Source organism: Pseudomonas sp. PDM03 (assembly GCF_014852385.1).
Classification (GTDB): Bacteria; Pseudomonadota; Gammaproteobacteria; order Pseudomonadales; family Pseudomonadaceae; genus Aquipseudomonas; species Aquipseudomonas migulae.
Genome location: NZ_JACVBM010000003.1, coordinates 43,813 through 69,064 on the forward strand (window position 1 = coordinate 43,813; position 25,252 = coordinate 69,064).

The window sequence follows — 25,252 nt, forward strand, 5'->3', positions numbered from 1 at the left end:
ACCACTTCCGGGCGGCCATGGTAGACCTCTGGTGCGATTCTGGTAACCGCCAATCGCCGATAAACCGCCGTCCGTCCCGACGAATCGCTCAAATTGCCAACAGGTGCTTGACTTCTCTTTTTGAATCAGTAACATACACGCCATTCCGCGATAGCTCAGTTGGTAGAGCAAGTGACTGTTAATCACTGGGTCCCTGGTTCGAGTCCAGGTCGTGGAGCCAGACAGCAAGATCGAAAAGCCCCTGAATCGAAAGGTTCAGGGGCTTTTTTGTGGGCGTTGGAAAAGATGACTTAAGACCTGTAGGAGCCGGCTTGCCGGCGATGAGGGCCTTGAAGAATGCATCGTTCTTCAGGCCGCCATCGCCGGCAAGCCGGCTCCTACAAGGGTTGCGTGTTAGTCCATCCATGTAAAAGGCGCCCCTGGGGGCGCCTTTTTTATTCAGACATGTTCACTGCTTTTGACATGCACCGCCTTCGGCTCGCCATGCCCATGATCCGTCTCTATCACCGGGATCTCCTTCCCGTCGCAGTCATGCAGCTTGCCTTCGCTGAAGTAATCCCCTTCGCGCAACGCGGCCAGATCCTGATAGCGCAGGACCCGTTCAGTACCGGCAGCAAACACCGACTGCTGATCCGAGTTGCCGGCAGTGAGGTGGTTGAACGCCAGGTTCAGCACGATGGCCATGATTGCCGAGGAGCTGATGCCCGAGTGGAAGATCGTCGCGAACCAGCTTGGGAAGTGGTCGTAAAAGTTCGGCGCGGCAATGGGGATCATACCGAAACCGATGGAAGTGGCGACGATGATCAGGTTGACGTTGTTGCGATAGTCGACCTTGGACAGCGTACGAATTCCGCTGGCCGCCACGGTGCCGAACAGCACGATCCCGGCGCCGCCGAGCACGGAGGTCGGTACCGCTGCGATGACCCGCCCCATGAAGGGCAGCAGGCCGAGGATCACCAGAAACAAGCCGCCGGTAGCCACCACGTAACGGCTCTTGATCCCGGTCACCGCCACCAGCCCGACGTTCTGGGCGAACGCACTCTGGGTGAAAGAACCGAAGATCGGCGCGATCATGCTCGACAGCATGTCGGCGCGCAGACCGTTGCCCAGACGCTTGGAGTCGACTTTGGTGTCGATGATTTCACCGACCGCGAGGATGTCCGCCGAGGTTTCGACCAGCGTCACCATGACCACGATGCACATCGACAGGATCGCAGCGAAGTGGAAGGTCGGCATGCCGAAGTGGAATGGCGTGGGGAAGCCGAACATCGGGCCCTGGGTGACGGACGAGAAGTCCGCCATACCGAGGAATACCGCGATGAGCGTGCCGATGACCATGGCCAGCAGAATCGACAACCGGGAGATGGTCGCGCTGCCGATCTTGCTCAGCAACAACACTAGCACCAGCGTTACCGCCGCCAGGCCGATGTTCGCCATGCTGCCGAAATCCGGCGCATGGCTGTTGCCACCCATGGCCCAGCGCGCGGCCACCGGCATCAGCGTCAGGCCGATGGTGGTGATCACGATGCCTGTCACCAACGGCGGGAAGAACTTGGTGATTCGCGAGAACACCGGCGTGATCAGCAAACCGATCAACGACGCGGCAATCACCGCACCCAGAATCGACTGAAACCCGCCCTCCCCGCCACTGCTGACAATCGCCACCATCGTCGCGACGCCCGAGAAGGACACGCCCTGCACCAGCGGCAACTGACAACCGAAAAACGGTAAACCGAGGGTCTGCAGCAATGTTGCCAAGCCCCCCGCAAACAATGAAGCAGCAATCAACAAACCGATGTCCGCCGGCGAGAGCCCGGCCGCCTGGCCGATGATCAAAGGCACCGCGACAATGCCGCCGTACATGGTCAGAACGTGTTGCAGGCCGTAAGCCATATTCGCGCCGACACCGAGGTTTTCGTCCTCAGGCCGTTGGTGTGAAACATGGGGCGTTTTCATGGTTGGGGGGTTCCCTGGTTTTTGTTATGCGCACACTGTATGCAAGACTCAGGACAAATGTCTATAGAGTTGTATACAACTCACCAGTCAGATTATGGACATGTGTCCATGCAGTCCTTTCCCTGCGCTGTTTCCCCCTCCAAAAAAACATTTGAAATACATCCTTCCTGCGCCTTCTCCCCCGCCCGCTAGTCTTTGGCATTCCAAGCGACCGCCGGCACGGACGCCTCTCGCTTATACATATAAAGTATGCATAACGAAGTCATTCGAGATTCAGTTTCACAAGGCAAAGAACGCAGCTAACAAATTAAAGCACCAAGGGATCAGCCTCGCGGAGACCGAGGCGGTGTTTTATGACGAGAGAGCCCTCTCGCTGGAAGACAACCATCACGATGAGCAGCGGTGGATCATCATGGGGCTGGATGCCAAAGGTCGATTGTTGGTCGTTGCGTACACCTGGCGCGAGCCGAATTTCGTTCGAATCATTTCCGCGCGCGCCGCTACCAAAAATGAGCAGCGCCGATATCTGGAGGCTTGAACCATGAAAGACGAATACGATTTCAGTAACGCCAAACGCGGAGCGGTTGCCTCGAGCAAAGGCAAAACCCGCATCACCATCATGCTCGATGATGTCGTGTTAGACGCGGCGCGCCTCGCCGCCGAGAGCGAAGGTTTCGGTTATCAGACGGTGATCAACAACACCTTGCGCAAGGCCTTGCTCGACGATGGAAGCAAGAGCGCAGCGGCCATCCCGAACACCGCTGTTGTAAATGCCGGACATTTCAAAGAAGGGATAACGGCCGCCGAGCTAAAAAGCCTGGAGAAAAAACTATCGGAGGTGCTCAGTGAAATTCATCGCGTGATGAAGCCTTGAGCTACGTCGCCACGATCAACCGCGCAAGCACTTGTTTGAGCGTTGTGTGCTCTGGCACCCGAATCCCGAACTCGCGCTCCAGCAATCCGACCAGCTCATCCACATCCGTCACCTGCAGACGTTCGCTCTCCCCGCCCATCCGGTGAATCGCAAAACTGCCGTTGTTGAGCGTACGCCGCCAGCCTTCCCCCGTTCGCGCCACCATCAGCTGCCTGGCAAAAGACGATTCAGGGTGGGTCGAGACGTACCAGTTGCCGACGGCGAAATCGATGTCTTCCTGCCGTTGCAGGTCGAAGATGTACATCGCCCGCCACTCACCGGCAACGTTGGCGCGCAAGGTGTAGCCATCGGCATGTTGCTCGATGCGATAGGGTTCGTGGGGCGTGCGCTGTTCGGCCTGGGTATCGAGCAGCAGCGGTGCCGTAGGCACCATGCCACCGAAGCCGACATCGGTGATGTAGCGCACGTCATCCAGGATAACCAGGCTCAAGCGGTGTGTCCGCGCTGTCCACGCGCCCTCGGGTTGGCCCATGACCACTCGGCCGGAGATGCCACGGGCGTTGAAGCCCAGCGCCTGAAGCAGCGCCAGGAACAGATTGTTGAGTTCGTAACAGTAACCGCCACGACCATCGTGCAGGACTTTTTGCTCGATGGACGGCAGATCGATGAGCACTGGCTCGCCTGACAGCGTGGTGAGGTTTTCAAACGGGAATGCGCCGGTATGACGCAGTTGCAGTTGACGCAGGGTGTCCAGGGTCGGCGCCGGTGGCGCATCGAAGCCCAGGCGTTGCAGGTACAACGCAAGATTGCTCAGGCGGGGCTCGCTCATTGCTCGGTCCTTATGCAGTGGCCGCAGATCTCTGCGCCTATGGCCGCCATGTATAAGGGAAAAAGTGGTACGACCGACAATTGATTTCGCCAATCGCCACCCGACCGAAAAATCAACGACGCTTGCGCGAACTCAGTTGAATCCACGTCGGTGCGTGGTCACTGGCATGCGGTTCATTGCGTACCCAGGCATCGACACCGGCCTCCTGCAAATAGGGGCTCAACGCCGGGTTGAGTAACAGGTGATCGATACGCAACCCGGAATTTTTCTGCCAGTGCTGTCGGAAGTAATCCCAGAAAGTGTAAAGCCGATCCTGCGGATAAAGGTAACGCAGGGAATCGGTCCAACCCTGGTCCAGCAACCGCTGATAACACTCGCGGCTTTGCGGTTGCAGCAACGCATCCTTGAGCCAGGAGCGTGGGTTGTAGATATCCAGGTCGGTCGGCACCACGTTGTAGTCACCCGCCAGCACCACCGGATGTTCACTGCGCTGGAGACCCTCGGCGTGTGCGATCAGCCGCTCGAACCATGCCAGCTTGTAATCGAACTTCGGCCCCGGTTGCGGATTGCCATTGGGCAGATACAGACAGCCGACCAACACACCATGTACGGCGGCTTCCAGATAACGACTATGGGTATCGCTGTCGTCCCCCGGCAGACCGCGCCGACTCTCCAGCGGTTTTGCATCCCGCGCCAGAATCGCCACCCCGTTCCACGACGATTGGCCCTGCCAGATCGCTCCGTAACCGGCCCCCTCAAGTTCTGCGACGGGGAACGCACTGTCCACCGACTTCAGCTCCTGCAAACAGGCGATGTCCGGTTTTTCCCGCTGCAGCCAGGCCAGCAGGTTCGGTAGTCGGGCGCGCATGCCGTTGACGTTGAACGTTGCGATTCGCAGATTTTTCATGGGCGGACACTCCGAATGAGGGTGTTCAGTGTGTGACCTCCACGCCTTCATGTGGTTGCGTCGGCAGTCGGATCTACGGCGTAATAGGCGCCCGACGCCTGCCTGATCTGCCGAGAAAACCGACGCCATGGAAACACCGCTGGAAGGCAACAGAATCTGCCTGCGCCCACTGCAATACGCCGATGCCGATGCGCTGGTACACGCCGCCGAAGATGGCGAACTGTGGAACCTGACTGTCACCGTCGTGCCCTCCCCGACCACGGTGCACAGCTACCTGAAAAAAGCCCTCGACGGCCGGGATGCAGGCACTGTTCTGCCCTACGTCATCGTGCTCAAGGACACCGGCGAGGTCATCGGTTCGACGCGCTTCTGGAAAATCGACCGGCTCAATCGCAAGCTCGAAATCGGCAGCAGCTGGATCTCGGCTCGCTGGCAAAAAACCTTCGTCAACACCGAAGCCAAATACCTGATGCTGCGCCACGCCTTCGACGTACTGGACTGCGTGCGGGTGCAGTTCACCACCGACGAGAACAATCAGAAGTCGCGCAACGCAATCCTCAGGCTCGGCGCGCAACAGGAAGGTATCGTGCGTCACGAACGGATCATGCCGGACGGACGCAAGCGCAACTCGGTGCGGTTCAGCATCATCGATGATGAATGGCCGATGGTGCGTCAGCGGCTCGAACAAAAACTTGCCGACTACAGCCTTCGCTAATCCACACAGACCGCTCGTGCCTGAGTCGTCTCAACGATCCGAGCGCATCAACTCCTCGATCCCGCCGTCGATGGACAGCACCGCCGAACGGTTTCGTCCTGAATGCTTGGCCTGATACAAGGCGGCGTCCGCACGCCCGATGAACACTTCGGTGCTGTCCAGCCGCGTGGGCACAAACGAATAGCAGCCAAGGCTGACCGTGACGAAACCGTTGGGCGAACCGCTGTGGCTGATGTTTTTGGCCATGACGGCGCGACGGATATGCTCGGCAATGACCATCGCACCGTGAATATCGGTATCCGGCAGCAACACTGCGAACTCCTCACCACCGTACCGCACCGCCAGATCGGCTTTTCGATGGCAGCAACCCTTCACCGCCCGCGCCACTTGCGCCAGGCAATGGTCCCCCGCTACGTGGCCATAAGCGTCGTTGTAGCGCTTGAAGTAATCGATATCGAGCATGATCAGGCTCAATGAACTCGACTGACGGATGCCACGGCCGAACTCGATGTCCAGCGCTTGCTCGAACAGTCGGCGATTGGCCAGGCCGGTCAAGCTGTCGTGGGTCGCGATGAGCTTCAGCGCCTCCTTGGCCTTGCGCAAATCCGCCTCGACCTGCTCGCCGAGGCGAACCTGGCGCACGAACACCCAGCCGAACAACCCAATGCCCAGCACGACAAGGGCAACGATGACACTGGATCGAAACGCAGTGTCGTACCACCCCTTGAGAATCGAATCCCTGGACGATGCCGCCGACACAACCAGCGGATAGGCGTCGAGCTGTCGGTAGCCATACAACCGCACGGTGCCGTCGACCACCGAACGGAACGTTGCATTGCCGGAGGGCGCGTTGGGCAGCAACGTCTGAAAGATCTCGCCATTGGCCAACGACGTGCCGATCTGCGCTTCGACAAACGGCCGGCGCGCCAGCAACGTCCCGTCGGTCAGCCCCAAAAACATCGAGCCATTGTCATCAAGGCTGAAGCTTTTGAAGAACTGGTCGAAGTAGGACATCTTGATGCCGGCCAGCAACACGCCCTGGAAATGGCCGTTTTTGTCGTTGATGCGCTTGGAGACCGGAATGATCCACTCGCCATTCTCACGACTGCGAATGGCCGGTCCGATGTGCGCCACGGACGATACGTTCTGCTGGTGATACATAAAGTATTCGCGGTCCGCCACGCCTCGACCACGCGGCAGATCCGCAAAAGAGGTCACGATCCACTGGCCCTTCTGGTCAAACAGCAAGATCCCGTGCAATTGACTCAGCGCCTGCACCCGCTGGGCGAACGTTTTCTGAAGACGTGGTCGCTGCGGCGGACCGTAGCCGTCGGCCTGAATCCAGTCAACCAGACTGGTCAACACCAGGTCGGCTTTCATGAAGGTGTCTTCGGCCTGCTGCGCCATGGCTCGCGTCAGGTTCGATGACGCCACTTCGGCCACGGCCAGATCGTGCCGGCGCGATTGCTCCAGTTGCAGGTAAAGCAAACCGCACAGGCACAGGCACACCACAACAATGAACAGCATCGCTGCCTTGCGCAGCGGTAACCGTTTCAAAGCAACGCCAGTGGCGATGTGCGGGTCGTTTTGGAGAATAGGCAAAGCTCATCCTGCAAGGGTAAGGCATGGGCGAAGGCCCAAAACCCTTATATTTTGCGAGCTTAGTCTACGCCGTAATGAGGGGCAATCGTCCTTTGGACAGCCGGCGCATCGCACTGTGCAAATGCGCCCGCGCGCTTTCGGCATCCCCCAGGCGCATTTGTTCGTAGGCGCGCCGGGCAATCGGCTCGGGCACAGGCTTGAGATCGCGCTGGGTCGCCATCGCCATGAGTTGCACCTGGGCGGCACGTTCGAGGTAATACAGATCGTCCCACGCCTCGGCGATGGTTGGTCCGGCGACAATCACACCGTGGTTTTTCAGAAACAGAATGTCGGCATTGCCCATGACACTGGCGCTGGCCCTGTCCTCGGAGGCGGTGGAAGCCTTGGCCAGCGACCTCGACCTGGAAATCCTGCGCATCGGCGTACCGGAAGATTTCGATGCCCGGCGCATGGCCGTGATCCTTGCCGGATTCAACCGGGCCAGGCCTGAAGCGCGCCTGGAAACCGTCAGTGGCATGAGCACCGATCTCAAGCAAAAACTCGCGGCGGGCACCCTCGATATTGCCCTGGTCAAACGCGAACCGGACAGCGGCCCCTGCTGGGCGGCGTGGCCGGAAACGCTGGTGTGGGTCAAGGGTGCGGGGGTCGACTCGGCCAACGGGGTATTGCCCTTGGCCTTGTTCCCACAGGGCTGCATTTATCGGCAACGAGCGATCCGTCTGCTGGATGTGGCGCAGCGGCCCTGGCGCGTTGCGTTTGGCAGCCACGGCCTGACGGGTATTCAGGCGGCGGTGGCCTCCGGGCTGGGCGTGTCGGTGCTGCCCGCTTCGGCGGTGTTGCCTGAGCACCGCGTGTGCAGCGATCTGCCCGAACTGCCGCCGACCGAGTTGGCGCTGATCAGCCGCGAGGGCGCGTTGACCGGGTTGCAGCGAGCCTTGGTGGCGTTTTTGCAGGAGGAGCTGGGCAAGGCATGAACAAGAAGACTGCGTGCAGGTACCGAGCGGTTGACACCGGTTGAAGCTCGCGCAAAAAAACGGGTGCCTCAAGAGCACCCACATTCATGAAGCACAGACAATCCTCAGAGCATCCTGTCGACTTCATCCAACGTCACCCGGGGAATAAGTTCGCCAGGAATCCTTGAAGAACCGGACAAGTTGTAAACCTGAAAATCATCATTCACGACGTACTTCGACAGGATCTTGAACGAGGGCAGAATTCTCGTAAAAAAATGCTGATCGAGCATGCACGGTGAGGCGTCGGCATCGTCTTCTTCATAGAAACGCCGCACTGACTGATTCAAGTCGACACCCACCAAAAACACCTTGTTAAAACCTGCGTGGTAGGCAATTTGCAGCGCCAGATAGGCCACCGTGCGCGCATCAAAAAAGCCGCGCTTGAGGTTCTTGCTGAACCCCAGGGTTCTGTTGCGACCGTTTCCAAGCCTGCGACTTCTGATGAGTTCCTTATCACCCCTGAAGACCAGGTCAGTCCAGGAAAGCTTGGGCGCCTTGGTCAGCAGGTACAGGTCCCCTTCGGGCATGACGGCCGAACGCCGGATGTGCTCTTCCCACACGGCAACCCGCTCACTGAGGTGCATCCCCGCCGCCAGCAATTCGGGCTGTTCCCGGTAAAAGGCAATGTCGGTGCAGGCATAAAAGAACGGCTTGATATCGGTACCGATGAACTTCGAGATGGCCCCGTTCATGGTGATCATCGGAATGTCTGCGTAGTTCTCCAGCGGAAAATCCTTGGCGGTTGCTCCCGAGGCAATGATGAACACCGGTCCTTTTTGAATGTTGCGGCACTCATCGAGGTCATGCACACGAGGCAAACCTGCAATGGGTACCGTGTTTTCTGGCACAACATCCATCTTCACTGTCCCTGTTCCTTTGGGTCTTTTTCATTGTGGTAGTTTTCAACCATGGCGCAAACCGCGTCGCTGCAGCCGCTGCGGACTGGCCTCGCCGAATGAACAGGAGCCGACCTCTGCAACTGCAGCTCCCTGCTATTCGCCAGTGCTTTTTTGCCCGGCCGCCAGCGCAGGCAGTCCTGCCTGCTGCCATTGCGGAGCAGGCAGTTCCGAACGCAGATTCAATCCCCGCAGAACCGCAGAGTCGTACCCGTAGACATCGGGCTTGAACATCACGCGACCATCATTACTCAGGTCCACCGTCCAGTAAGCCAACAGCACCGGCACCTTGACGGGAAGCCGGATGTTTTCGGTCTTGCCGTTGGCCAACTGCGCCTGGATCCCGGTGCTGTTCCAGTGCACCGGATCGTTGAACAACAGCTCCACCAACTGCAGCGGGTTCTCGACCCTGATGCAGCCTGAACTGGTGGCGCGACGAGATTGAGCAAACAACTCGCGATGCGGCGTGTCGTGCAGATAAATCGCGTATTCATTGGGAAACCGGATCACGACCTGGCCCAGCGAGTTGTCCGGCCCGGCATCCTGTCGCAGCGTAACGCCGCGCGGGTTGGACCAATCGACCGTCGATGGGTCGAGCAAGTTCCCTTCACGGTCAATCGGCTTGATTCGGTTGGCGGCAAGGTAGCCGGGATTTTTCTGAATCTTGGGCAACATGTCCTTGACCAGAATGGTCGGGGGCACGGTCCAGGTAGGGTTGAACGTGACGTAAGTAATCTCTGACTGGAACACCGGCGTACTGCGAAACGGTTTGCCGACTTGCACCCGAGAACGCCAGATCGGCTTGCCGTCGCGGTAGAGCGCAACTTTGTAACCAGCTATGTCAACAATGACAAAAGTGCCCTGAAGTTTGTACAGCAACCAACGCGCACGCTCCATGTTCACCCGAACCTGGTCGATCCGCGCCTCAACCGACACATTCAACGCCGCGAGCGTCGCCGCCCCGGCAACACCGTCCGCGCCCAGGTATTGTTCGGCTTGATACTTTTTGACCGCCGCGGTGACGACAGCGTCGTAGTCGCTACGTGGTTTCAACTGTGGGGCCAGATAACCACCGGCCGCCAAACGGGCTCGCAGCTGCGCGACCGCAGGTTCGTCCATACCAGGCTTGAGCGACTTGTCTTCGGCAACCTTCGGCCAGCCACCCGCATCCCGAACCTTGCGCAGTTGCGCCAAACCCATGCGCAAGCTGCCATAAACCGCTTCTTGCGGTGGCGCTTGAGCGAATGCCCGGGCGACGTCATGGCTGTCGAGGGCGGCGAAGAAGGTGTTCACGTCTTCACGCGGATCGACGCCGACCGGGTCGAAATTCCAATGAATGTCCAGGCGCGAAGGGTCGACTTTGCCGCGCCGCAATTGCAGGAGCGCGGCGATGAACGTTCGCGTGGCGACGACATCGAAACTCGCCCGCTGCGCCGGGGTTTGCATCGACGCTCGTGCCTTGGCCAGTTCATCAATATGAAAATCTGCCGGCTCCAGACCATCCGCTTGTGTGTTGTCCAGGCTTTTCAGCAGTTGGCTGACATCACTGTCTTGTGTCCACGCTGCGCGATAACCGCGATGCATATAGAAATCCATCACCACACGGTTGACGTCTACCCGTTGATGCCTGGGGGATGTGAGCAGCGGCGGAAACGCCGAAGCCAACGGCGCCAGCATGCTTTGAATCGTCTGACCGACGATGTCATCCGCTGCAGCCTCACTGGCGTTGATAGATGTAGATGACCGCTCGATCGGCGAAGTTTGCGCAATCGCTGCACCGCTGATCAGAAAGCCCATAAAAAATACACGGCTTATGACGAATAACCTTGTTAACTGCCCCATGGATAATCCTTAATCTCCCGCATTCACCGGCTAGCCGCGCTCGCGCTGCTAGACTCGAAACAATCATGATGAGACACGCATATGGCGCTAGACCGCTTCGGCTTCCTAATTACGGCCCTGCTGCTGAGTTCAACGTCAGTCACGGCAGCCTACGCCGACTCACTTGAAGCCGCTTTGGTCAAAGCCGCTCCAGACGCTAACGCCAAGGTGATTGCACTGGCCGTACGTGCCTCTCAATGCAGCTTGGCCCAAGGTGCCGCGCCTGTCCAAAGACTTGCCGTCATCGATTACTCCCTGCCCTCCACCGAACAACGCCTTTGGGTGTTTGACCTTAAACAGCGCAAATTACTGTTTCACGAATTGGTTGCCCACGGTCGCAACAGCGGCGAGAACATGGCGGTCAAGTTTTCCAATCAAAACGAAAGCTTCGCCACCAGCCTGGGCTTGTATCGTACGCAGTCAAGTTACGTTGGGCAGAACGGTTATTCGTTGCGCATGGAAGGACTCGAACCGGGCTTCAACGACAACGCCTTCGACCGGGCGATCGTCATTCATGGCGCGCCTTATGTCAGCCCGGTGCTTGCACGGGCAAACGGGCGGATTGGCCGCAGCCTCGGCTGCCCGGCGGTACGGCCGGCGATTGCGCACAAGCTGATTGACTCGATGAAAGACGGGCAACTGTTGTTTTCGTACTACCCGGATCAGCGCTGGCTGAAAAAGTCTTCGTATATCAATTGCGGTAGCGGGACGGTGGCGTCGACCGCCAAGCCTTCCACCAACCGTTGAACACCGCGTTGAAACTGTCAAAACTGTAATCCCCGCCTCAGTCTGCTGAAAGGCATCGCCCGTTAGCCTCGTCGTCAAGTTGTCTCCCAACTGACGGACCGGGAATAAAAACGGCATGCACTCCAACACTTCAAGACGCACCTTCGTAAAGGGGCTGGCCGCGGGCGGATTGCTCGGCGGCCTCGGGTTATGGCGCACGCCTGTGTGGGCGCTCACCCGCCCTGGCGAACCGCAGATGCTCACGGGCAGCGATTTCGAGCTGTTCATCGGCGAAACCCCGGTCAACATCACCGGCAATCCGCGCACCGCGATGACCATCAACGGCGGCATTCCCGGCCCGCTGCTGCGCTGGCGTGAAGGCGACACGGTTACGCTGCGGGTGAAGAACCGGCTCAAGGAAACCACCTCCATTCACTGGCACGGCATTTTGCTGCCGGCCAACATGGACGGCGTGCCGGGCCTGAGTTTTCACGGCATCGAACCGGGCGGCGTGTACGTCTATCAATTTCAGGTCCGGCAGAACGGCACCTACTGGTATCACAGCCATTCGGGCCTTCAGGAGCAGTCCGGCGTTTACGGTCCGCTGGTGATCGACGCCAAGGAGCCGGAGCCCTTTGAGTACGACCGCGATCACGTGGTGATGCTGACCGACTGGACCGACGAAGACGCGGCCAGCCTGATGAACACCCTGAAAAAACAATCCGACTACTACAACTACAACAAGCGCACCGTGGGCGATTTCATCGACGACGTCAGCAAAAACGGTTGGGCCGCCACGGTCGCCGTTCGAAAGATGTGGGCCGAAATGAAGATGAATCCCACAGACCTCGCCGACGTCAGCGGCGCCACTTACACCTACTTAATGAACGGCCTGGCGCCGGACTCGAACTGGACGGGTGTGTTCCGGCCAGGTGAAAAACTGCGACTGCGGTTTATCAACGGTTCGGCCATGACCTACTTCGACGTGCGTATTCCCGGCCTGAAAATGACGGTGGTCGCGGCGGACGGGCTGCATGTCAAACCGGTGAGCGTCGACGAATTCCGCATCGCGGTGGCCGAGACCTTTGATGTGATTGTCGAGCCGACGCAGGACGCTTACACCGTGTTCGCCCAGTCTATGGATCGCACCGGATATGCGCGCGGCACGCTGGCGATGAAGGCGGGTTTGTCCGCGCCGGTGCCTGCACTCGATCCGCGACCGTTGGTGACCATGGATGACATGGGCATGGGCGGGATGGATCACGGCAGCATGGCCGGCATGGACCACAGCGCGATGGGTGGCATGCAAGCGCATCCCGCGACGGAAAACGACAACCCGCTGGTGGACATGCAAGCCATGAGCACCTCGCCGAAATTCGACGATCCCGGCCTTGGCTTGCGCAACAACGGCCGCCGCGTCCTGACCTATTCCGACCTGCGCAGCACCTTCGAAGACCCGGACGGCCGCGACCCGGGCCGCACCCTCGAACTGCACCTCACCGGCCACATGGAAAAGTTCGCGTGGTCGTTCAACGGCGTGAAATTCTCCGATGCCGAACCGCTGCGCCTCAAGTACGGCGAGCGCGTGCGCATCGTGCTGGTCAACGACACGATGATGACCCACCCCATCCACCTGCACGGCATGTGGAGCGACCTCGAAGACGAGAACGGCGAGTTCATGGTGCGCAAACACACCATCGACATGCCCCCCGGCTCCCGACGCAGCTATCGGGTGACCGCCGACGCACTCGGCCGCTGGGCCTATCACTGCCACCTCCTGTACCACATGGAAATGGGCATGTTCCGTGAAGTTCGCGTGGAAGAATAAGGCGCTACCCATGACCAGACTTACATCGATTTTTCTCGCCGTTTGCACGACGGGCCTGACGCTTTCTTCGGCGAGCGCCGCCACCAACCACATGCAGAACATGGATCACAGCCAGATGCCGGGCATGGACCATGGCCAGATGCAGGGCATGGACGACGGCCAGATGCAGCCCGCCGCGCCCACTGAAAGCCGCACCCCGATCCCGCCGCTGACCGATGCCGACCGCGCCGCCGTGTTCGTCAGCCCCGGCGGCCATAACGTGCATGATTCCGCGCTCAATCACTACTTCCTCGCCGACAAACTCGAATGGCAGGACGCCGACGATGGCAGCGCGCTGGCCTGGGATTTATCGGGCTGGATCGGCGGTGACATTGATCGCCTGTGGCTGCGATCCGAAGGCGAGCGCAGCAACGGCAAAACCGAAGACGCGGAAGTCCAGGCGCTATGGGGCCATGCGATCTCGCCGTGGTGGGATGTGGTGAGCGGCGTGCGCCAGGACTTCAAACCCGGCGCCCCGCAAACCTGGGCTGCGTTCGGCGTGCAAGGCATGGCGCTGTACAACTTCGAAGCCGAAGCCACGGCGTTCATCGGCGAAGGCGGCCAGAGCGCGGTGCGGCTGGAAGGTGACTACGACATCCTGCTGACCAACCGGCTGATTGTGCAGCCGACCGCCGAGCTGAATGTCTACGGCAAAAACGATCCGCAGCGGGGCATTGGTTCCGGGCTCTCCAACACCGAAGCCGGGCTGCGGTTGCGCTATGAAATTCGCCGGGAAATCGCCCCGTACATCGGCGTGACCTGGAACCGCACCTACGGCAAAACCGCCGATTTCGCCAAAGACGATGGCGAGGATCGCAGTGAAGCACGCGTCGTTCTCGGCGTTCGGCTGTGGTTCTGATCGCACTCACATCACCATCAAAAAAAACCGCTTCGAGCGGTAAAGAGGCCTTGCATGCGCACAATGAAAACCACCGCTGTTGTCATCGGCTTGCTCATGAGCACACTGGCTCAGGCGCACCCGAAACTGCTCTCATCCACCCCGGCCGAAGGTGCGGATGGCGCGGCACCGAGCACAATCGAACTGCACTTTTCCGAAAGCCTCATGACCCAGTTTTCCGGCGCGAAACTGGTCATGACCGAGATGCCCGGCATGGCGCACTCCCCGATGCCGATGAAAGCCAAAGTCACCGGCGGCAGCGACCCGAAAACCATGCTCATCACCCCACTCTCGCCGTTGCCCGCCGGCAGCTACAAAGTCGAATGGCGCGCGGTGTCTTCGGACACTCACCCGATCACCGGCAACGTTACGTTCAAAGTGAAGTGATTGATGAGCGACTGGGTCAGCATTGCACTGCGGTTTGGGTTGTATGTGGATTTGATGGTGCTGTTTGGGCTGGGATTGTTCGGGCTCTACAGCCTTGCGGGGCGCGAGCGGGTGTCCGGGGCGGTGCTGCCGTTTCGGCTGATCCTTCAGGTGACGGCCGCGTTCGGAGTGCTGTTGTCCGTGGCGAGCATGCTGACGATGGTGAGTGCGATGAGCGGAGAATCGGACTTCACCGAGCTGCGACCGCATGTCCAGATGATGGTGTTCGAGACGGATTTCGGGTTGGCCTGGTCGGTTCGAGTTGTTGTGCTGGTGATGGCCGGTTTGATGCTGATGGTCAATCACCGCCTGCCCGGCGCCAGCTTGCTGGTTGCGTCGATTTGCGGCGCGATCGCCCTCGCCTCCCTGGCCTGGAGCGGTCATGGGGCGATGGATGAAGGCAGCCGTCGTTATTGGCATTTTGCGATGGACATTCTGCATCTGCTGGCGGCAGGCGCGTGGCTGGGTGCGCTGGTCGCGTTTGCATTGATGGCGAAAATCAACGCGCTGAAAACCGCAGAACGCATCAGGTTACTGGCTCGGGCTGTCGCTCGATTTGAATGGGTGGGCGCGGTGATCGTGGTCGTCATCACTGTCACGGGTGTCGTGAATTACCTGTTCATCGTCGGGCCGAAGCTTGATGACGTGTTGCTAAGTACCTACGGGATTTTGCTGTTTATCAAAGTGGGGTTGTTTGCCGGGATGCTGGTGCTCGCCGCGTTGAACCGGTTTCACCTTGGGCCGTTCCTGGAGCGCTCGTTACGGGAGGGGAAATACGAAGTTGCCGCCAACGCGTTGCGACGCAGCATGGTGGTCGAGTTGGCGCTCGCGGTGTTGATTGTGGGGCTGGTGGCCTGGCTGGGGACGCAGAGTCCGGAAATGCAGTCCGCAGCGCAATAGCCAATCGGGCAGCAGAATCCGAAGTACTTATAACCATCGGCAGGAAAAATTAAGTACTCTCAGCCCCAATCCATCACGGAAGTCGGGTACACATGAAAACCAATAAATACACAGTAATGCTCGGTAGCCTGCTCGCACTATCGTTTGGCGCCCAGGCCGAACAATCGCACCTGGACAGCGTCATCCAGCAAGGCCAACTACGCGTGTGCACCACGGGCGATTACAAGCCCTACACGTTTAAAGCCGAGAACGGCGAATACTCAGGCATCGACATCGCCATGGCCCGCTCGCTGGCCGACAGCCTTGGCGTCAAGGTCGAGTGGATACCGACCACCTGGAAAACCCTGATGCCCGACATGCTGGCGGGCAAATGCGACATCGGCATGGGCGGGATCTCGGTCACCCTGGAACGTCAGAAAAAAGCCTTCTTCAGCACCACGCTGGACGTCGACGGCAAAATCCCGTTGGTGCGCTGCGAAGATCAGGCGAAGTATCAGACCGTCGAGCAAATCAACCAGCCTTCGGTTCGCTTGGTCGAACCGGCCGGCGGCACCAACGAAGCGTTCGTTCACGCCTTCCTGCCCAAGGCGCAATTGAGCCTTCACGACAACGTGACCATCTTCCAGGAGCTGCTGGACAAGAAAGCTGACGTGATGATTACCGACACGTCGGAAGCCCTGTATCAGCAGAAACTCAAACCCGGTTTGTGCGCAGTGAATCCGAGCCAGTTCATGCAGTACGGTGAGAAAGCTTATTTATTGCCGCGAGACGACATGACGTGGAAGTTGTACGTCGATCAATGGCTGCACCTGGCCAAAGTGACGGGCAACTACCAGAAAGTTTTAGGCCAGTGGATCGCCACGCCCGAGCCTAAATAGGCTTATTTCAGGTAACAGGTGGGCGAACAGGCAACGGCAGGATTACCGCGCCGTTGCCGGTCAGTCGTCGTGCAACAGTCCCGAACCGTATTCACCGAAGCTGCTGCCCAATGCACTGCCATGGAAGTTCAGCTGACTGTGGCTATTGGTCGGGCCAGGACCGAAGCCGGCGGACGGCTCGAGGTCTTCTGAATAGTCGTTATGGGTGCTGACGCCCGAACAGGCGCTCAACAGCAGCGCACCACCGATCAGCAAGACTTTGAAGAAGTTCGAGATCATTTTTCAGGTTCCCTGTGGCCGGAGGTGGGGTGATGCAATCTTCAGTGTCCATCCTAGGCTGCGAACCCGGCAGCATCGTGAAACTTCACGCAGCGACAGCATTTGTTCAGGTATTCCGATTTCCCGAGCCCTCCAAAAAGGCTGTGGACGGTGGTGTTCGCAAGTTCGACAGGCTGCTGCAGCTGCTAAGCTCTGCGTTCAGTGCCCGCACAAAAAACAACATCCGCCGCGAGAGAAAGGAAGCATTGAATGAGTGGAATCACCGTTGATGACAAACATCGTCTTGCCCTGGTTGACGCATTGCGCTGTTTTGCATGCTTCTGGGTGGTTCTGTTTCATTTATCCGAAGGAAATCACATCCCAACCCTGCTGGCAGCCATTCCAGGCTGGTTGAAATACATGGTCTTTGACGCAGGCCATTTGGGAGTGCCTATATTTTTCGTACTAAGCGGCATTGTCATGGCGACCACGACATCCCGGGTGCCAATGAATAACGTGAACGCCACAAACTTTGTGGCACGTCGCCTGGTACGCCTCGCCCCTCCCTACTACGCCGCCATTGCACTGGGCGTGGCCGTGATCGCCGCAAAACACATGCTTGGGCAACCCGGAATCGAAATCCCCGGCGTGACGGCCATACTCGCCCACGTGCTGTTTCTCCAAGATTTCCTTGGCATCAGAAACATCATCACGGTGTTCTGGACCCTGTGTATCGAGGTGCAGTTCTACATCTTTTTTGCGGTGCTGCTGTGGTTAGCCGATCGTGCTGGAGAGGGTGTAACACCCAAGCGTCGCAACCTCTGGATTTGGGGCAGCGCATTGCTGGCGCTGCTGTGGCCCGCCGGGATAATTCATGCGATAGGCTGGAAAGGCGGATTTATTGCGTTCTGGTTCAGCTTCATGGCCGGGGTGCTGTGCGCTCAAACCCTGAGCGGCACTAAACAAAGCCGTTACATCGCCATTGGTTACTGTGCATTGGCGCTTGTTATCGGTCTTGCAACTAAAAACTCATTCACCATTGCTGCCGGGTTGACGGGCTTACTGTTCTGCTTCCTGGTTAATCGCTCCACCATGCTGGGTTTTATATCCAGCTACCCCGTGCAGAAAATTGCCCTGATTTCCTACAGCCTGTACTTGTTCCATTCTCCTGTGACCGGTTTCTTCATGCGCGTTTACCGGGCTTTCATGCCAACCGGCCTTTTCTCGGATGCACTGGCCGCCGTCCTGATCATTGCAACGTGCATCGCATTCTCGGCCATGGCCTATCTATTGTTCGAACGTCCCGCCATCGCGTGGAGCAGACGCATCAAGTTCAAGCGGCCTGATGCCGTCGTTCTGAATCGTACGTAAAGTCAGGCCAACCTGAGTCGCCCGCTCGCGGTCACAGACAGGGCTTGTCGGTGGTAGTGAACTCCAGAAATGAAAAAACCTCGCTTTGGCGAGGTTTTTTACATAACAAGGATCAACGTCAGAAAGCCTCGACAGGCTTCTTGGCCTGCTGAGCCATTTTGTGCTCATCGAGTTTCGGAAAAGAAAACTTGATAATGATGCTGGACTCATCGCCCTCGCCAGTGACTATCAAATCAGCCCCTCTAATGTTGGCGGGCGCTGATGCCATCAAGCTATGCACGTTGGAAGCGCCTTTGAACGAAGTAACTCCTTCAAAAAAGGAATAGGTCAATTCGTTGGCGTTCAACGCAACACTTTCATAATTCGTGAGCGTGGCTGTGTATTCATCTTTGCTTTTTGCTTTACCCGTGAGTTCAACGAGGTCCAGCACCGATTTCCCGTCAGTCAGTGCCACCAGACCAAACGTCTTGGCAAGGGCGCCAATGGCACGCGCGAATACATCGCGATCGTAGGGTGTAAACAGCGAAACAATAATCAGCTTGTCATCACTAAAAACCAGACTCGCCGTGAATTTTTGATCAATGAAATCCACATCATCAATACACCTGGCGGTAGCCCCCACATCAGCAGAGCAGTCATAAAAACCTGCAGCCTCGGTGTAATTCGCGAGAGGCGTGTCATAGGCGTAGCTCTTGAACAGGTTGTCACCCGCAACAGCATTTTGCATGCCGACAAAAATACCCAGTGTGGCCAACGCTATAGCAACAATCTTTTTTTGCATGGATTCCCTTCCTGAAGGTGCATCGGGATTGATAGCCAGATGCTATCAGCCAAGGGGCAGATTTGGCTACCAAGGTCTGACGGCTTCATTCCTCGGCGCTTGATTCAGCCTTGGAAAATTGCTCGCGGTCGAAGGCTTGGCTTTCCTGATAAACTGCCTTCCCGTCCCGATTGATCCGCATCTACGCCGTGCAGGACGTCAAGATGTCCTTGTGTTTGCGTGATGTGATCGTGCCCATTTCCTGTTGCTACATTGCCGATTTCGCTTGCTACCTTGTAGCAACCGAATTTGAAGGACAATGGAAATGGGTAAAAACCGTCGTATAAAAGATCTGTATCAATGACCTTCGAAAACCCTGAAGCGCCCGTAATCACTAGCCCCAATCGTTCTGAGCCGTCACGACGTTTCAGCGTGGCGCCCATGATGGACTGGACTGATAGGCATTGCAGATACTTCCTGCGCCTGCTCTCCAAGAACGCCCTCCTCTACACCGAAATGGTCACCACCGGCGCGCTGCTCAACGGTGATCACGATCGTTTCCTGCGCCACAACGAAGCCGAACACCCCCTCGCCTTGCAACTCGGCGGCAGTGTTCCGCTGGACCTGGCCGCTTGCGCTCGCATGGCGCAGGAGCACGGTTATGACGAGGTGAACCTGAATGTCGGCTGCCCGAGTGATCGGGTGCAGAACAACATGATCGGCGCGGTGCTGATGGGGCATCCGCAGTTGGTGGCTGATTGTGTGAAGGCGATGCGCGATGCGGTGTCGATTCCGGTGACGGTGAAGCACCGGATAGGGATTAACGGCCGGGACAGTTACGAGGAGTTGTGTGATTTCGTCGGCACGGTTCGCGATGCCGGATGCACGAGTTTTACGGTGCATGCGCGGATCGCGATTCTGGAGGGCTTGTCGCCGAAGGAGAACCGCGATATTCCGCCCCTGCGTTATGACGTGGCGGCGCGGTTGAAGGCGGATTTTCCGGAGCTGGAGATTATTCTCAACGGCGGGATCAAGACGCTGGAGGCCTGTCACGAGCATTTGCAGACCTTCGACGGTGTGATGCTGGGTCGTGAGGCGTATCACAATCCTTATGTGATGGCTGAGGTGGATCAGCAACTATTCGGCAGCACGGCGCCGGTGATCACTCGGGCGCAAGCGCTGGCGCAGTTGCGACCTTATATCGCGGCGCATATTGATGCAGGCGGTTCGATGCACCACATCACCCGGCATGTGCTGGGTCTGGGCACCGGGTTTCCGGGGGCGCGCAAGTTTCGGCAGTTGTTGTCGGTGGATATCCATAAGGCCAAGGAGCCTCTGGCGTTGCTGGATCAGGCGGCGGAGTTGCTTGAAGGGCGTTAACGGTCACCCGCGTTGAACCTGCGCCCGGATTTGGCATCGTATTTACGGACACCGCGCCCCGCCTTTCAAACATCCGTTTTCCAGATGTTGCCGCCGGGGCCTTCGATACGTACATGTGCCCTTGAGTGGCTGTCAGCGCTCGGGTAATGTCATTAGACCCATAGGACAGAGCACGCCCATGACTTCCAAGCTGGAACAACTCAAACAGATGACCACCGTGGTTGCCGACACCGGCGACTTCGAAGCGATCGCTCGCGTTAAACCGGTGGACGCTACCACCAACCCTTCCCTGCTGCTCAAAGCAGCGGCCATTCCGGGCTATGCCGAGTTGTTGAACGCTTGCGTCAGCGACTGCAAGGGCGATGTGGGCCTGGCCAGCGACCGTTTTGGCGTCGCGGTAGGGCAAGAGATCCTGAAAGTGATTCCGGGCCGTATTTCCACTGAAGTGGACGCGCGCCTGTCGTTCGACACTGACGCCGTATTGAAGCGTGCGCACCGTCTGATCGAGCTGTATGAAAAGGCCGGCATCGGCCGTGACCGCGTGCTGATCAAGATCGCTTCCACCTGGGAAGGTATCCGCGCTGCCGAAATCCTGGAAAAAGAAGGCATCCAGACCAACCTGACATTGCTGTTTTCGTTCGCCCAGGCGGCGGCGTGCGCCGATGCAGGTGTGTTCCTTATTTCGCCGTTCGTGGGCCGTATCTACGACTGGTACAAGAAGGCCAACGGCAACGACTACACCGGCGCGGATGATCCGGGCGTCCAGTCGGTGACGCGTATCTACAACTACTACAAGGCCAATGACTACAAGACCGTGGTCATGGGCGCGAGCTTCCGCAACCTGAATCAGATCGAGCAACTGGCCGGTTGCGACCGCCTGACCATCAGCCCGGACTTGATCGATAAACTGGCGGCGGACACTGGCAAGCTGGAGCGTAAATTGGCGCCAGGTCATACCGGTGAAGCGCGCTTGAGCCTGAATGAAGCGCAGTTCCGTTGGTTGTCCAACGAAGATGCGATGGCGACCGAGAAACTGGCGGAAGGGATTCGTCAGTTTGCCCGGGACCAGGAGAAGCTTGAGGCGCTGTTGCAGGCCAAGCTGTGATCTAGTTCAGCGCAATGCAAAAAGGGCGAACCTTGATGGGTTCGCCCTTTTTTGTGTGCGTTTGTTTGGTGCTCGCTTTGGGGATGTAGGGGCGATGAGGCCAGTCCCGCCCCTACCCTTTCAAAGGATCAATGACGCTCCAGCGCATTCACCAGATCATGAAACGCTTCACGATTCGAATCATTCAGCCCCATGAGGATCTTGTGCGCTTCAAGCACTTTGATCCGCACCACTTCTTCCGACTGGTCCTGGTCAGGCAAGTCGGTCAGGCACTCAGGGCACGGGATCGGGCGGTCAACGATGTTGAACACCTGCTCGAAGCCCATGGACTGCAGCAGACGCGTGATGTCTTCGTGGGTGGTGACGACGGTCGGCAGCAGGCCGACTTTCTGCCGCGACAGGATCGACAGTTTGGCCAACAGGCCAAGGGTGGTGCTGTCGATGCTGCGGGTTTCGGTCAGGTCGATCACGATCGCGTTGAAGTTCAACGCCGTGAAGATCCGCTCAATAGTCGCATCCAACGCCGAACACAGGGTCAGGCGAACTTCACCGACGAACTTCAGGACGAAGGTGCCGTCCTGCTCGGCGAACTGGATTCTACCGGTACTCATTAAAGATTCCTGCTCAACACCAACAGGGCGATATCATCCGGCATCTCCCCTAGCGTGGCCAATCCAAAAACCTGCCGCAGCCCATCCAGGGTGCCGCCCGCTGCCTTGACCCGCTGGGGCAAAGCCGCTTCTTTTTCTTTGAGTGTAGGTTCTGGCAAAAGGTCCAGAATGCCATCGGACATCAGCGTCAGGCTGAACGTCGGCGGCAGCTCCAGCACGTGATCTTCGTAGGTGGCTTCATTGAAGAGGCCCACCGGCAGACCACGCCCTTCCAGATATCGAACACTGTCTGGCGTGTACAACACAGGCAACGGTAAATGACCACCGATGCTATAGGTCAACAAACCTGTCTCCTCGTCGATGACTCCACCGACCATTGTGACGTGTTTACCCAGCTTACAACTGATCAGGCCCCGGTTGATATGACCAAGGACCTCTGAAGGCTTGAATTCCGGCAATGTGCCGTTGCGCTTGGATTCGAACAGCAAGCGCGTGGTCATGAATTTCAGCAGCACCGTGACGAAGGCTGAAGAAGCGCCATGACCGGAAACGTCCGCCAGGTAGAACGCTACCCGACGCTCGTCGACCCGAAAGTAGTCAACGAAATCACCCGACAGGTACAGCGACGGGATGATCTGGTGTGCAAACTGGAATTCGTCAATGGTCCAGGGGCTGACCGGCAGCATGTTCATCTGCACCTGGCGACCGGCATTCTGGTCTTCCTGGAGCAGGTTCAGGCTGGCTTCAAGCTCGCGATTGGCCTTTTCCAGCTTCTCACGGTAGCGCTGGTTTTCCAGCAGCAGACGCGCGCGATCCAGGGCCCGGCGCACAGAGTGCTCGAGCACGGCCAGATCTTCGAGAGGCTTGATCAGGTAATCCGCCGCACCCAGGCGCAAGGCCTCGACTGCGTCGTTCATCACGCCGGCACCCGAAACCACAATCACTGGGGTTTGCGGTGACCGCTCGGTGACCTGGCGAATGAGTTCGAGTCCGCCCATCTGCGGCATGCGCAGATCGCAGATGACCAAGTCGGGCTTGTCTTGCTCGAATACCTGAAGACCCTGCTGGCCATTGCTGGCCTGCAAGACGCTGAAACCACTGTCTTCCAAATAGGCGGCGAGGCTCGCGCGCACTACTTCGTCATCATCGATTATCAGCAGCGTGGCACTGGTTTTTGGCATGTGGGCAAACGGCGCCAGAATTAGGTTGGCGTAGCAGGCTGGGCAATTGACCCCGCACACACTACTGGATTCGCTTTCTAGCCTCTCTGTTGCACCGCTTTCGGGCATCGACCCTACTGACAGGCACACCAGAGGTGCCCTTCTAAGGCGCAGACGGTACTCCCATCCGCGGGGCGTTTCAAGCTCACGCCGATGGTCGCTTGACGTCTTTACTTGTCAAATCACCGAGAGTTATAAGAACTGATAAAACCGTAACCCAATGGAAGGATGAAGCCCATGAGCCAAACCGAACGGGACTACAGCGAAAAGCGTGATTTCATCCGCATGCGAGTCGATGCCGATGTCGCGCTGATTCATGAAGGGGACGAAGTTGCAGCCGTCTGCATCGACCTTTCCAGCAGTGGCATGCAGGTTGAGGCACCGCGTCTGTTCAAGGTCGGCGACCGGCTCAGCGTGCGGATCGACTCCGATCATGCGGCACTCAAAGGGCTCGAAGCCGACACTGAAGTGGTCCGGGTTAAAGAACAGGACGGCGCCAGTCAGAAACTCGGCCTTACAATCTTGAAAATGAAATAACCCGGATCCAAAACCAAAAAAGGCGGCCAACGGGCCGCCTTCTTCGTTTTTACCGGTCGAGATCAAAAATCGTCTTCGACCTGACCGTCTTTGACTTTGAACTCGCGGTTCTGCAAGTACGCATTGCGGATGAAGGTGTACTTGTCGCCGCTGATCAGCTTCTCGGCCGACAGCAGACTGGCGCGGGTGTCGACGATGTTCAGGGCGAAGATCGAGTTACGCACCGGTACGTCGTGGATGTACGGGTACGGGCCGGTGTAGCCGTCGACAAACTTGGCAGGCGCATCACGCAGAGTGCTTGGGCCCAGCAACGGCAGCATCACGTACGGGCCGCTTCCTACACCCCAGTAGCCCAACGTCTGACCGAAATCTTCGTCGCTGCGATTGAGGCCCATCTTGGTGCCCACATCGAAGAAACCCAACAGGCCGAAGGTGGTGTTGAAGATCAGGCGTGCGGTGTCGACGCCGGCAGCTCCCGGTTTGGCCTGCAAGATGTTGTTGGCAAGGTTGGTGACATCACCGACGTTGCGGAACATGTTGTGGATGCCGTCTTCGAGAAATTGCGGGGTCACGAACTGGTAGCCCTGCGCCAGAGGCTTCAGCGCATAGGTGTCGAGCACGTCGTTGAACTTGTAGATCGGACGGTTGATGCTTTCCCAAGGGTCCTCTTCCGTGGCTGCCTGGGCAGCGAACGGGGCCAGCAACACACTGGCGCACACACAAAACTGAGCTAGATGATTGCTCCAGCGCATAGAAAAACTCCTTGGATTGTACTGGCGCGGGCGTCTTGGCCCGAACATTAAGCCGGTGAGTATAAGACGGAAAAGCCGCTTTAGGCAGCATCGTGCGTGATGGCCTACGGATGATTCGCCATGACTGTGAGCGATTCACATCCATGTCACTCAACTGTCACCGGCGGCGCATAGCCTTGACGCTATTTCAGGGATGTTGACATGCCGCACGCCGAAACCTTGCCCCTCGCCGCCCCCAGCCTGACCGCCGTCCTGTTTGGCCTCAGCGGTTGCCTGGTGGACTTCGGCGCCCGCACGCACCAGCGCGGCGACCATTGCGCCGAGCATGCCGAAGTCACACCTGGCGCTCTGGACAGCCTGCACAGTTTGCAGCGCCAGCAGATTCCCTGTGCCTGGCTCGACGAACTTCCCCCCGCATTGAGCCTCTCGCTGGCCGCCGCCCTGCCCGACTGGGTCAAGCCGTCGCAACACCCCGCAACAATCAATCCGTGGCCAGCACCTAATGCATGCTGGCAAGCCTTGATGGCGCTGAATGTCGGGCAACTGGATGGTTGCGTGCTGGTCAGCGGCGAACCGCGATTGCTGCAATCGGGCCTGAATGCCGGGTTGTGGACCATCGGCCTGGCCTCCTGCGGCTCACTGTGCGGGCTGGCGCCCAGCGAATGGCAGGCCTTGAGCCAAAAGGAACGCGAACACCTGCGCGGCAAGGCCACCGTGCAATTGTTCGGCCTGGGCGTGCATTCGGTGATCGATCACCTCGGCGAACTCGACACCTGCCTGGCCGACATCAGCCTGCGTCGGCTCAAGGGTGAAAAGCCCTGATCGAGATCATGCAGGTTGCGCGCGAGTGGATTAATCTAAAGGTCAGCCATAGACCTTTGGCGCGCTGC

General features: G+C 58.3%; 27 protein-coding genes, 1 tRNA gene and 2 pseudogenes. 17 read left to right on the top strand and 13 right to left on the bottom strand.

The features are described from left to right. Nucleotides 1–144: 144 nt before the first annotated feature. Nucleotides 145–220, top strand: a tRNA-Asn gene (locus IB254_RS07055). Between the two features lie 218 nt (nt 221–438). Here IB254_RS07055 and IB254_RS07060 read toward each other — a convergent pair. Continuing rightward, entirely contained in the window at nt 439–1,956 is a 1,518-nt protein-coding gene (locus tag IB254_RS07060) for a nucleobase:cation symporter-2 family protein (protein ID WP_008028327.1), read from the bottom strand. Between the two features lie 253 nt (nt 1,957–2,209). On the opposite strand from IB254_RS07060, the gene IB254_RS07065 reads away from it, so the two are divergent. Further along, entirely contained in the window at nt 2,210–2,494 is a 285-nt protein-coding gene (locus IB254_RS07065) for a BrnT family toxin (RefSeq protein WP_192417005.1), read from the top strand. A 3-nt stretch (nt 2,495–2,497) separates the two neighbouring features. Further along, on the top strand, nt 2,498–2,830 hold the full coding sequence (locus IB254_RS07070; RefSeq protein ID WP_192416865.1) for a BrnA antitoxin family protein: 333 nt from the start codon (nt 2,498–2,500) through the stop codon (nt 2,828–2,830). A 1-nt stretch (nt 2,831) separates the two neighbouring features. Here the strand turns inward: IB254_RS07070 and IB254_RS07075 are convergent, their stop codons facing one another. Next, on the bottom strand, nt 2,832–3,659 hold the full coding sequence (locus IB254_RS07075) for an arylamine N-acetyltransferase family protein (protein ID WP_192416866.1): 828 nt from the start codon (nt 3,657–3,659) through the stop codon (nt 2,832–2,834). Nucleotides 3,660–3,771: 112 nt separating this feature from the next. Continuing rightward, entirely contained in the window at nt 3,772–4,566 is a 795-nt protein-coding gene (locus tag IB254_RS07080; RefSeq protein ID WP_192416867.1) for an exodeoxyribonuclease III, read from the bottom strand. 127 nt (nt 4,567–4,693) lie between these two features. Here IB254_RS07080 and IB254_RS07085 point away from each other — a divergent pair, with 127 nt between their 5' ends. After that, complete coding sequence (locus tag IB254_RS07085) at nt 4,694–5,281, top strand: GNAT family N-acetyltransferase (RefSeq protein ID WP_192416868.1); 588 nt, start codon at nt 4,694–4,696, stop codon at nt 5,279–5,281. A gap of 30 nt (nt 5,282–5,311) precedes the next feature. Here the strand turns inward: IB254_RS07085 and IB254_RS07090 are convergent, their stop codons facing one another. Further along, nucleotides 5,312–6,883: a GGDEF domain-containing protein gene (locus tag IB254_RS07090; protein ID WP_192416869.1), complete on the bottom strand. Its 1,572-nt coding sequence runs from the start codon at nt 6,881–6,883 to the stop codon at nt 5,312–5,314. Nucleotides 6,884–6,947: 64 nt separating this feature from the next. After that, nucleotides 6,948–7,253, bottom strand: a pseudogene (locus tag IB254_RS07095) (class II aldolase/adducin family protein); the annotation flags it as partial. On the opposite strand from IB254_RS07095, the pseudogene IB254_RS07100 reads away from it, so the two are divergent. Further along, nucleotides 7,237–7,857: pseudogene (locus tag IB254_RS07100) on the top strand (LysR substrate-binding domain-containing protein); the annotation flags it as partial. The pseudogenes IB254_RS07095 and IB254_RS07100 overlap by 17 nt on opposite strands. 104 nt (nt 7,858–7,961) lie before the next feature. Here the strand turns inward: IB254_RS07100 and IB254_RS07105 are convergent. Next, nucleotides 7,962–8,753: a lipopolysaccharide biosynthesis protein gene (locus IB254_RS07105; RefSeq protein WP_192417006.1), complete on the bottom strand. Its 792-nt coding sequence runs from the start codon at nt 8,751–8,753 to the stop codon at nt 7,962–7,964. Between the two features lie 135 nt (nt 8,754–8,888). After that, complete coding sequence (locus tag IB254_RS07110) at nt 8,889–10,634, bottom strand: L,D-transpeptidase family protein (RefSeq protein WP_192416870.1); 1,746 nt, start codon at nt 10,632–10,634, stop codon at nt 8,889–8,891. Nucleotides 10,635–10,715: 81 nt separating this feature from the next. Between IB254_RS07110 and IB254_RS07115 the strand changes: the two genes are divergently transcribed. From IB254_RS07115 to IB254_RS07140, 6 genes are all read left to right on the top strand, one after another. Continuing rightward, nucleotides 10,716–11,420 carry a murein L,D-transpeptidase catalytic domain family protein gene (locus tag IB254_RS07115; protein WP_192416871.1) on the top strand — a complete coding sequence of 235 codons (705 nt, stop codon included), beginning with the start codon at nt 10,716–10,718 and terminating at the stop codon, nt 11,418–11,420. A gap of 115 nt (nt 11,421–11,535) precedes the next feature. Beyond that, nucleotides 11,536–13,227: a copper resistance system multicopper oxidase gene (locus IB254_RS07120; RefSeq protein ID WP_192416872.1), complete on the top strand. Its 1,692-nt coding sequence runs from the start codon at nt 11,536–11,538 to the stop codon at nt 13,225–13,227. A 10-nt stretch (nt 13,228–13,237) separates the two neighbouring features. Then, nucleotides 13,238–14,125, top strand: a complete 888-nt coding sequence (locus tag IB254_RS07125; protein WP_192416873.1) for a copper resistance protein B — start codon at nt 13,238–13,240, stop codon at nt 14,123–14,125. A 54-nt stretch (nt 14,126–14,179) separates the two neighbouring features. Further along, a complete protein-coding gene (gene copC / locus IB254_RS07130) occupies nt 14,180–14,551 on the top strand; it encodes a copper homeostasis periplasmic binding protein CopC (protein WP_008037673.1) in 372 nt (123 codons plus the stop codon). 3 nt (nt 14,552–14,554) lie between these two features. Beyond that, nucleotides 14,555–15,490: a copper homeostasis membrane protein CopD gene (gene copD / locus IB254_RS07135; protein ID WP_192416874.1), complete on the top strand. Its 936-nt coding sequence runs from the start codon at nt 14,555–14,557 to the stop codon at nt 15,488–15,490. Nucleotides 15,491–15,582: 92 nt separating this feature from the next. Beyond that, nucleotides 15,583–16,368 (top strand): transporter substrate-binding domain-containing protein, encoded by a 786-nt coding sequence (locus IB254_RS07140; RefSeq protein WP_192416875.1) that lies wholly within the window; start codon nt 15,583–15,585, stop codon nt 16,366–16,368. A 60-nt stretch (nt 16,369–16,428) separates the two neighbouring features. Here the strand turns inward: IB254_RS07140 and IB254_RS07145 are convergent, their stop codons facing one another. Next, complete coding sequence (locus IB254_RS07145) at nt 16,429–16,647, bottom strand: hypothetical protein (RefSeq protein ID WP_008037677.1); 219 nt, start codon at nt 16,645–16,647, stop codon at nt 16,429–16,431. Between the two features lie 32 nt (nt 16,648–16,679). On the opposite strand from IB254_RS07145, the gene IB254_RS07150 reads away from it, so the two are divergent. Both IB254_RS07150 and IB254_RS07155 read left to right on the top strand, forming a co-directional pair. Next, nucleotides 16,680–16,916 carry a hypothetical protein gene (locus IB254_RS07150; protein ID WP_008037679.1) on the top strand — a complete coding sequence of 79 codons (237 nt, stop codon included), beginning with the start codon at nt 16,680–16,682 and terminating at the stop codon, nt 16,914–16,916. Continuing rightward, nucleotides 16,897–17,997, top strand: coding sequence for an acyltransferase family protein (locus tag IB254_RS07155; RefSeq protein ID WP_192416876.1), 1,101 nt, complete (start codon nt 16,897–16,899; stop codon nt 17,995–17,997). Before IB254_RS07150 ends, IB254_RS07155 begins: the two co-directional genes overlap by 20 nt. A gap of 118 nt (nt 17,998–18,115) precedes the next feature. Here IB254_RS07155 and IB254_RS07160 read toward each other — a convergent pair whose 3' ends face one another. After that, a complete protein-coding gene (locus IB254_RS07160) occupies nt 18,116–18,778 on the bottom strand; it encodes a hypothetical protein (protein ID WP_192226309.1) in 663 nt (220 codons plus the stop codon). Nucleotides 18,779–18,882: 104 nt separating this feature from the next. Further along, nucleotides 18,883–19,200: a hypothetical protein gene (locus IB254_RS07165; RefSeq protein WP_192417010.1), complete on the bottom strand. Its 318-nt coding sequence runs from the start codon at nt 19,198–19,200 to the stop codon at nt 18,883–18,885. Here IB254_RS07165 and dusA point away from each other — a divergent pair. Together dusA and tal are read left to right on the top strand one after the other, a co-directional pair. Next, nucleotides 19,118–20,137: a tRNA dihydrouridine(20/20a) synthase DusA gene (gene dusA / locus IB254_RS07170; protein ID WP_192226307.1), complete on the top strand. Its 1,020-nt coding sequence runs from the start codon at nt 19,118–19,120 to the stop codon at nt 20,135–20,137. The genes IB254_RS07165 and dusA overlap by 83 nt on opposite strands. Before the next feature lie 178 nt (nt 20,138–20,315). Further along, nucleotides 20,316–21,242 carry a transaldolase gene (gene tal, locus IB254_RS07175; protein ID WP_008028427.1) on the top strand — a complete coding sequence of 309 codons (927 nt, stop codon included), beginning with the start codon at nt 20,316–20,318 and terminating at the stop codon, nt 21,240–21,242. Between the two features lie 128 nt (nt 21,243–21,370). Here the strand turns inward: tal and rssC are convergent, their stop codons facing one another. Continuing rightward, nucleotides 21,371–21,853 carry an anti-sigma factor antagonist RssC gene (gene rssC, locus IB254_RS07180; RefSeq protein ID WP_007935262.1) on the bottom strand — a complete coding sequence of 161 codons (483 nt, stop codon included), beginning with the start codon at nt 21,851–21,853 and terminating at the stop codon, nt 21,371–21,373. Then, a complete protein-coding gene (gene rssB, locus IB254_RS07185; protein ID WP_084323765.1) occupies nt 21,853–23,034 on the bottom strand; it encodes a two-component system response regulator RssB in 1,182 nt (393 codons plus the stop codon). The genes rssC and rssB overlap by 1 nt, the downstream gene beginning before the upstream one ends. 276 nt (nt 23,035–23,310) lie before the next feature. On the opposite strand from rssB, the gene IB254_RS07190 reads away from it, so the two are divergent. Beyond that, nucleotides 23,311–23,610, top strand: a complete 300-nt coding sequence (locus IB254_RS07190) for a PilZ domain-containing protein (protein WP_192416877.1) — start codon at nt 23,311–23,313, stop codon at nt 23,608–23,610. A 62-nt stretch (nt 23,611–23,672) separates the two neighbouring features. Here IB254_RS07190 and IB254_RS07195 read toward each other — a convergent pair whose 3' ends face one another. Next, entirely contained in the window at nt 23,673–24,362 is a 690-nt protein-coding gene (locus IB254_RS07195; protein ID WP_192416878.1) for a VacJ family lipoprotein, read from the bottom strand. 201 nt (nt 24,363–24,563) lie between these two features. On the opposite strand from IB254_RS07195, the gene IB254_RS07200 reads away from it, so the two are divergent. Beyond that, the gene (locus tag IB254_RS07200; RefSeq protein ID WP_192416879.1) at nt 24,564–25,184 is read left to right on the top strand and encodes an HAD family phosphatase; all 621 of its coding nucleotides are present in this window, start codon (nt 24,564–24,566) and stop codon (nt 25,182–25,184) included. The last annotated feature ends 68 nt before the right edge of the window (nt 25,185–25,252 follow it).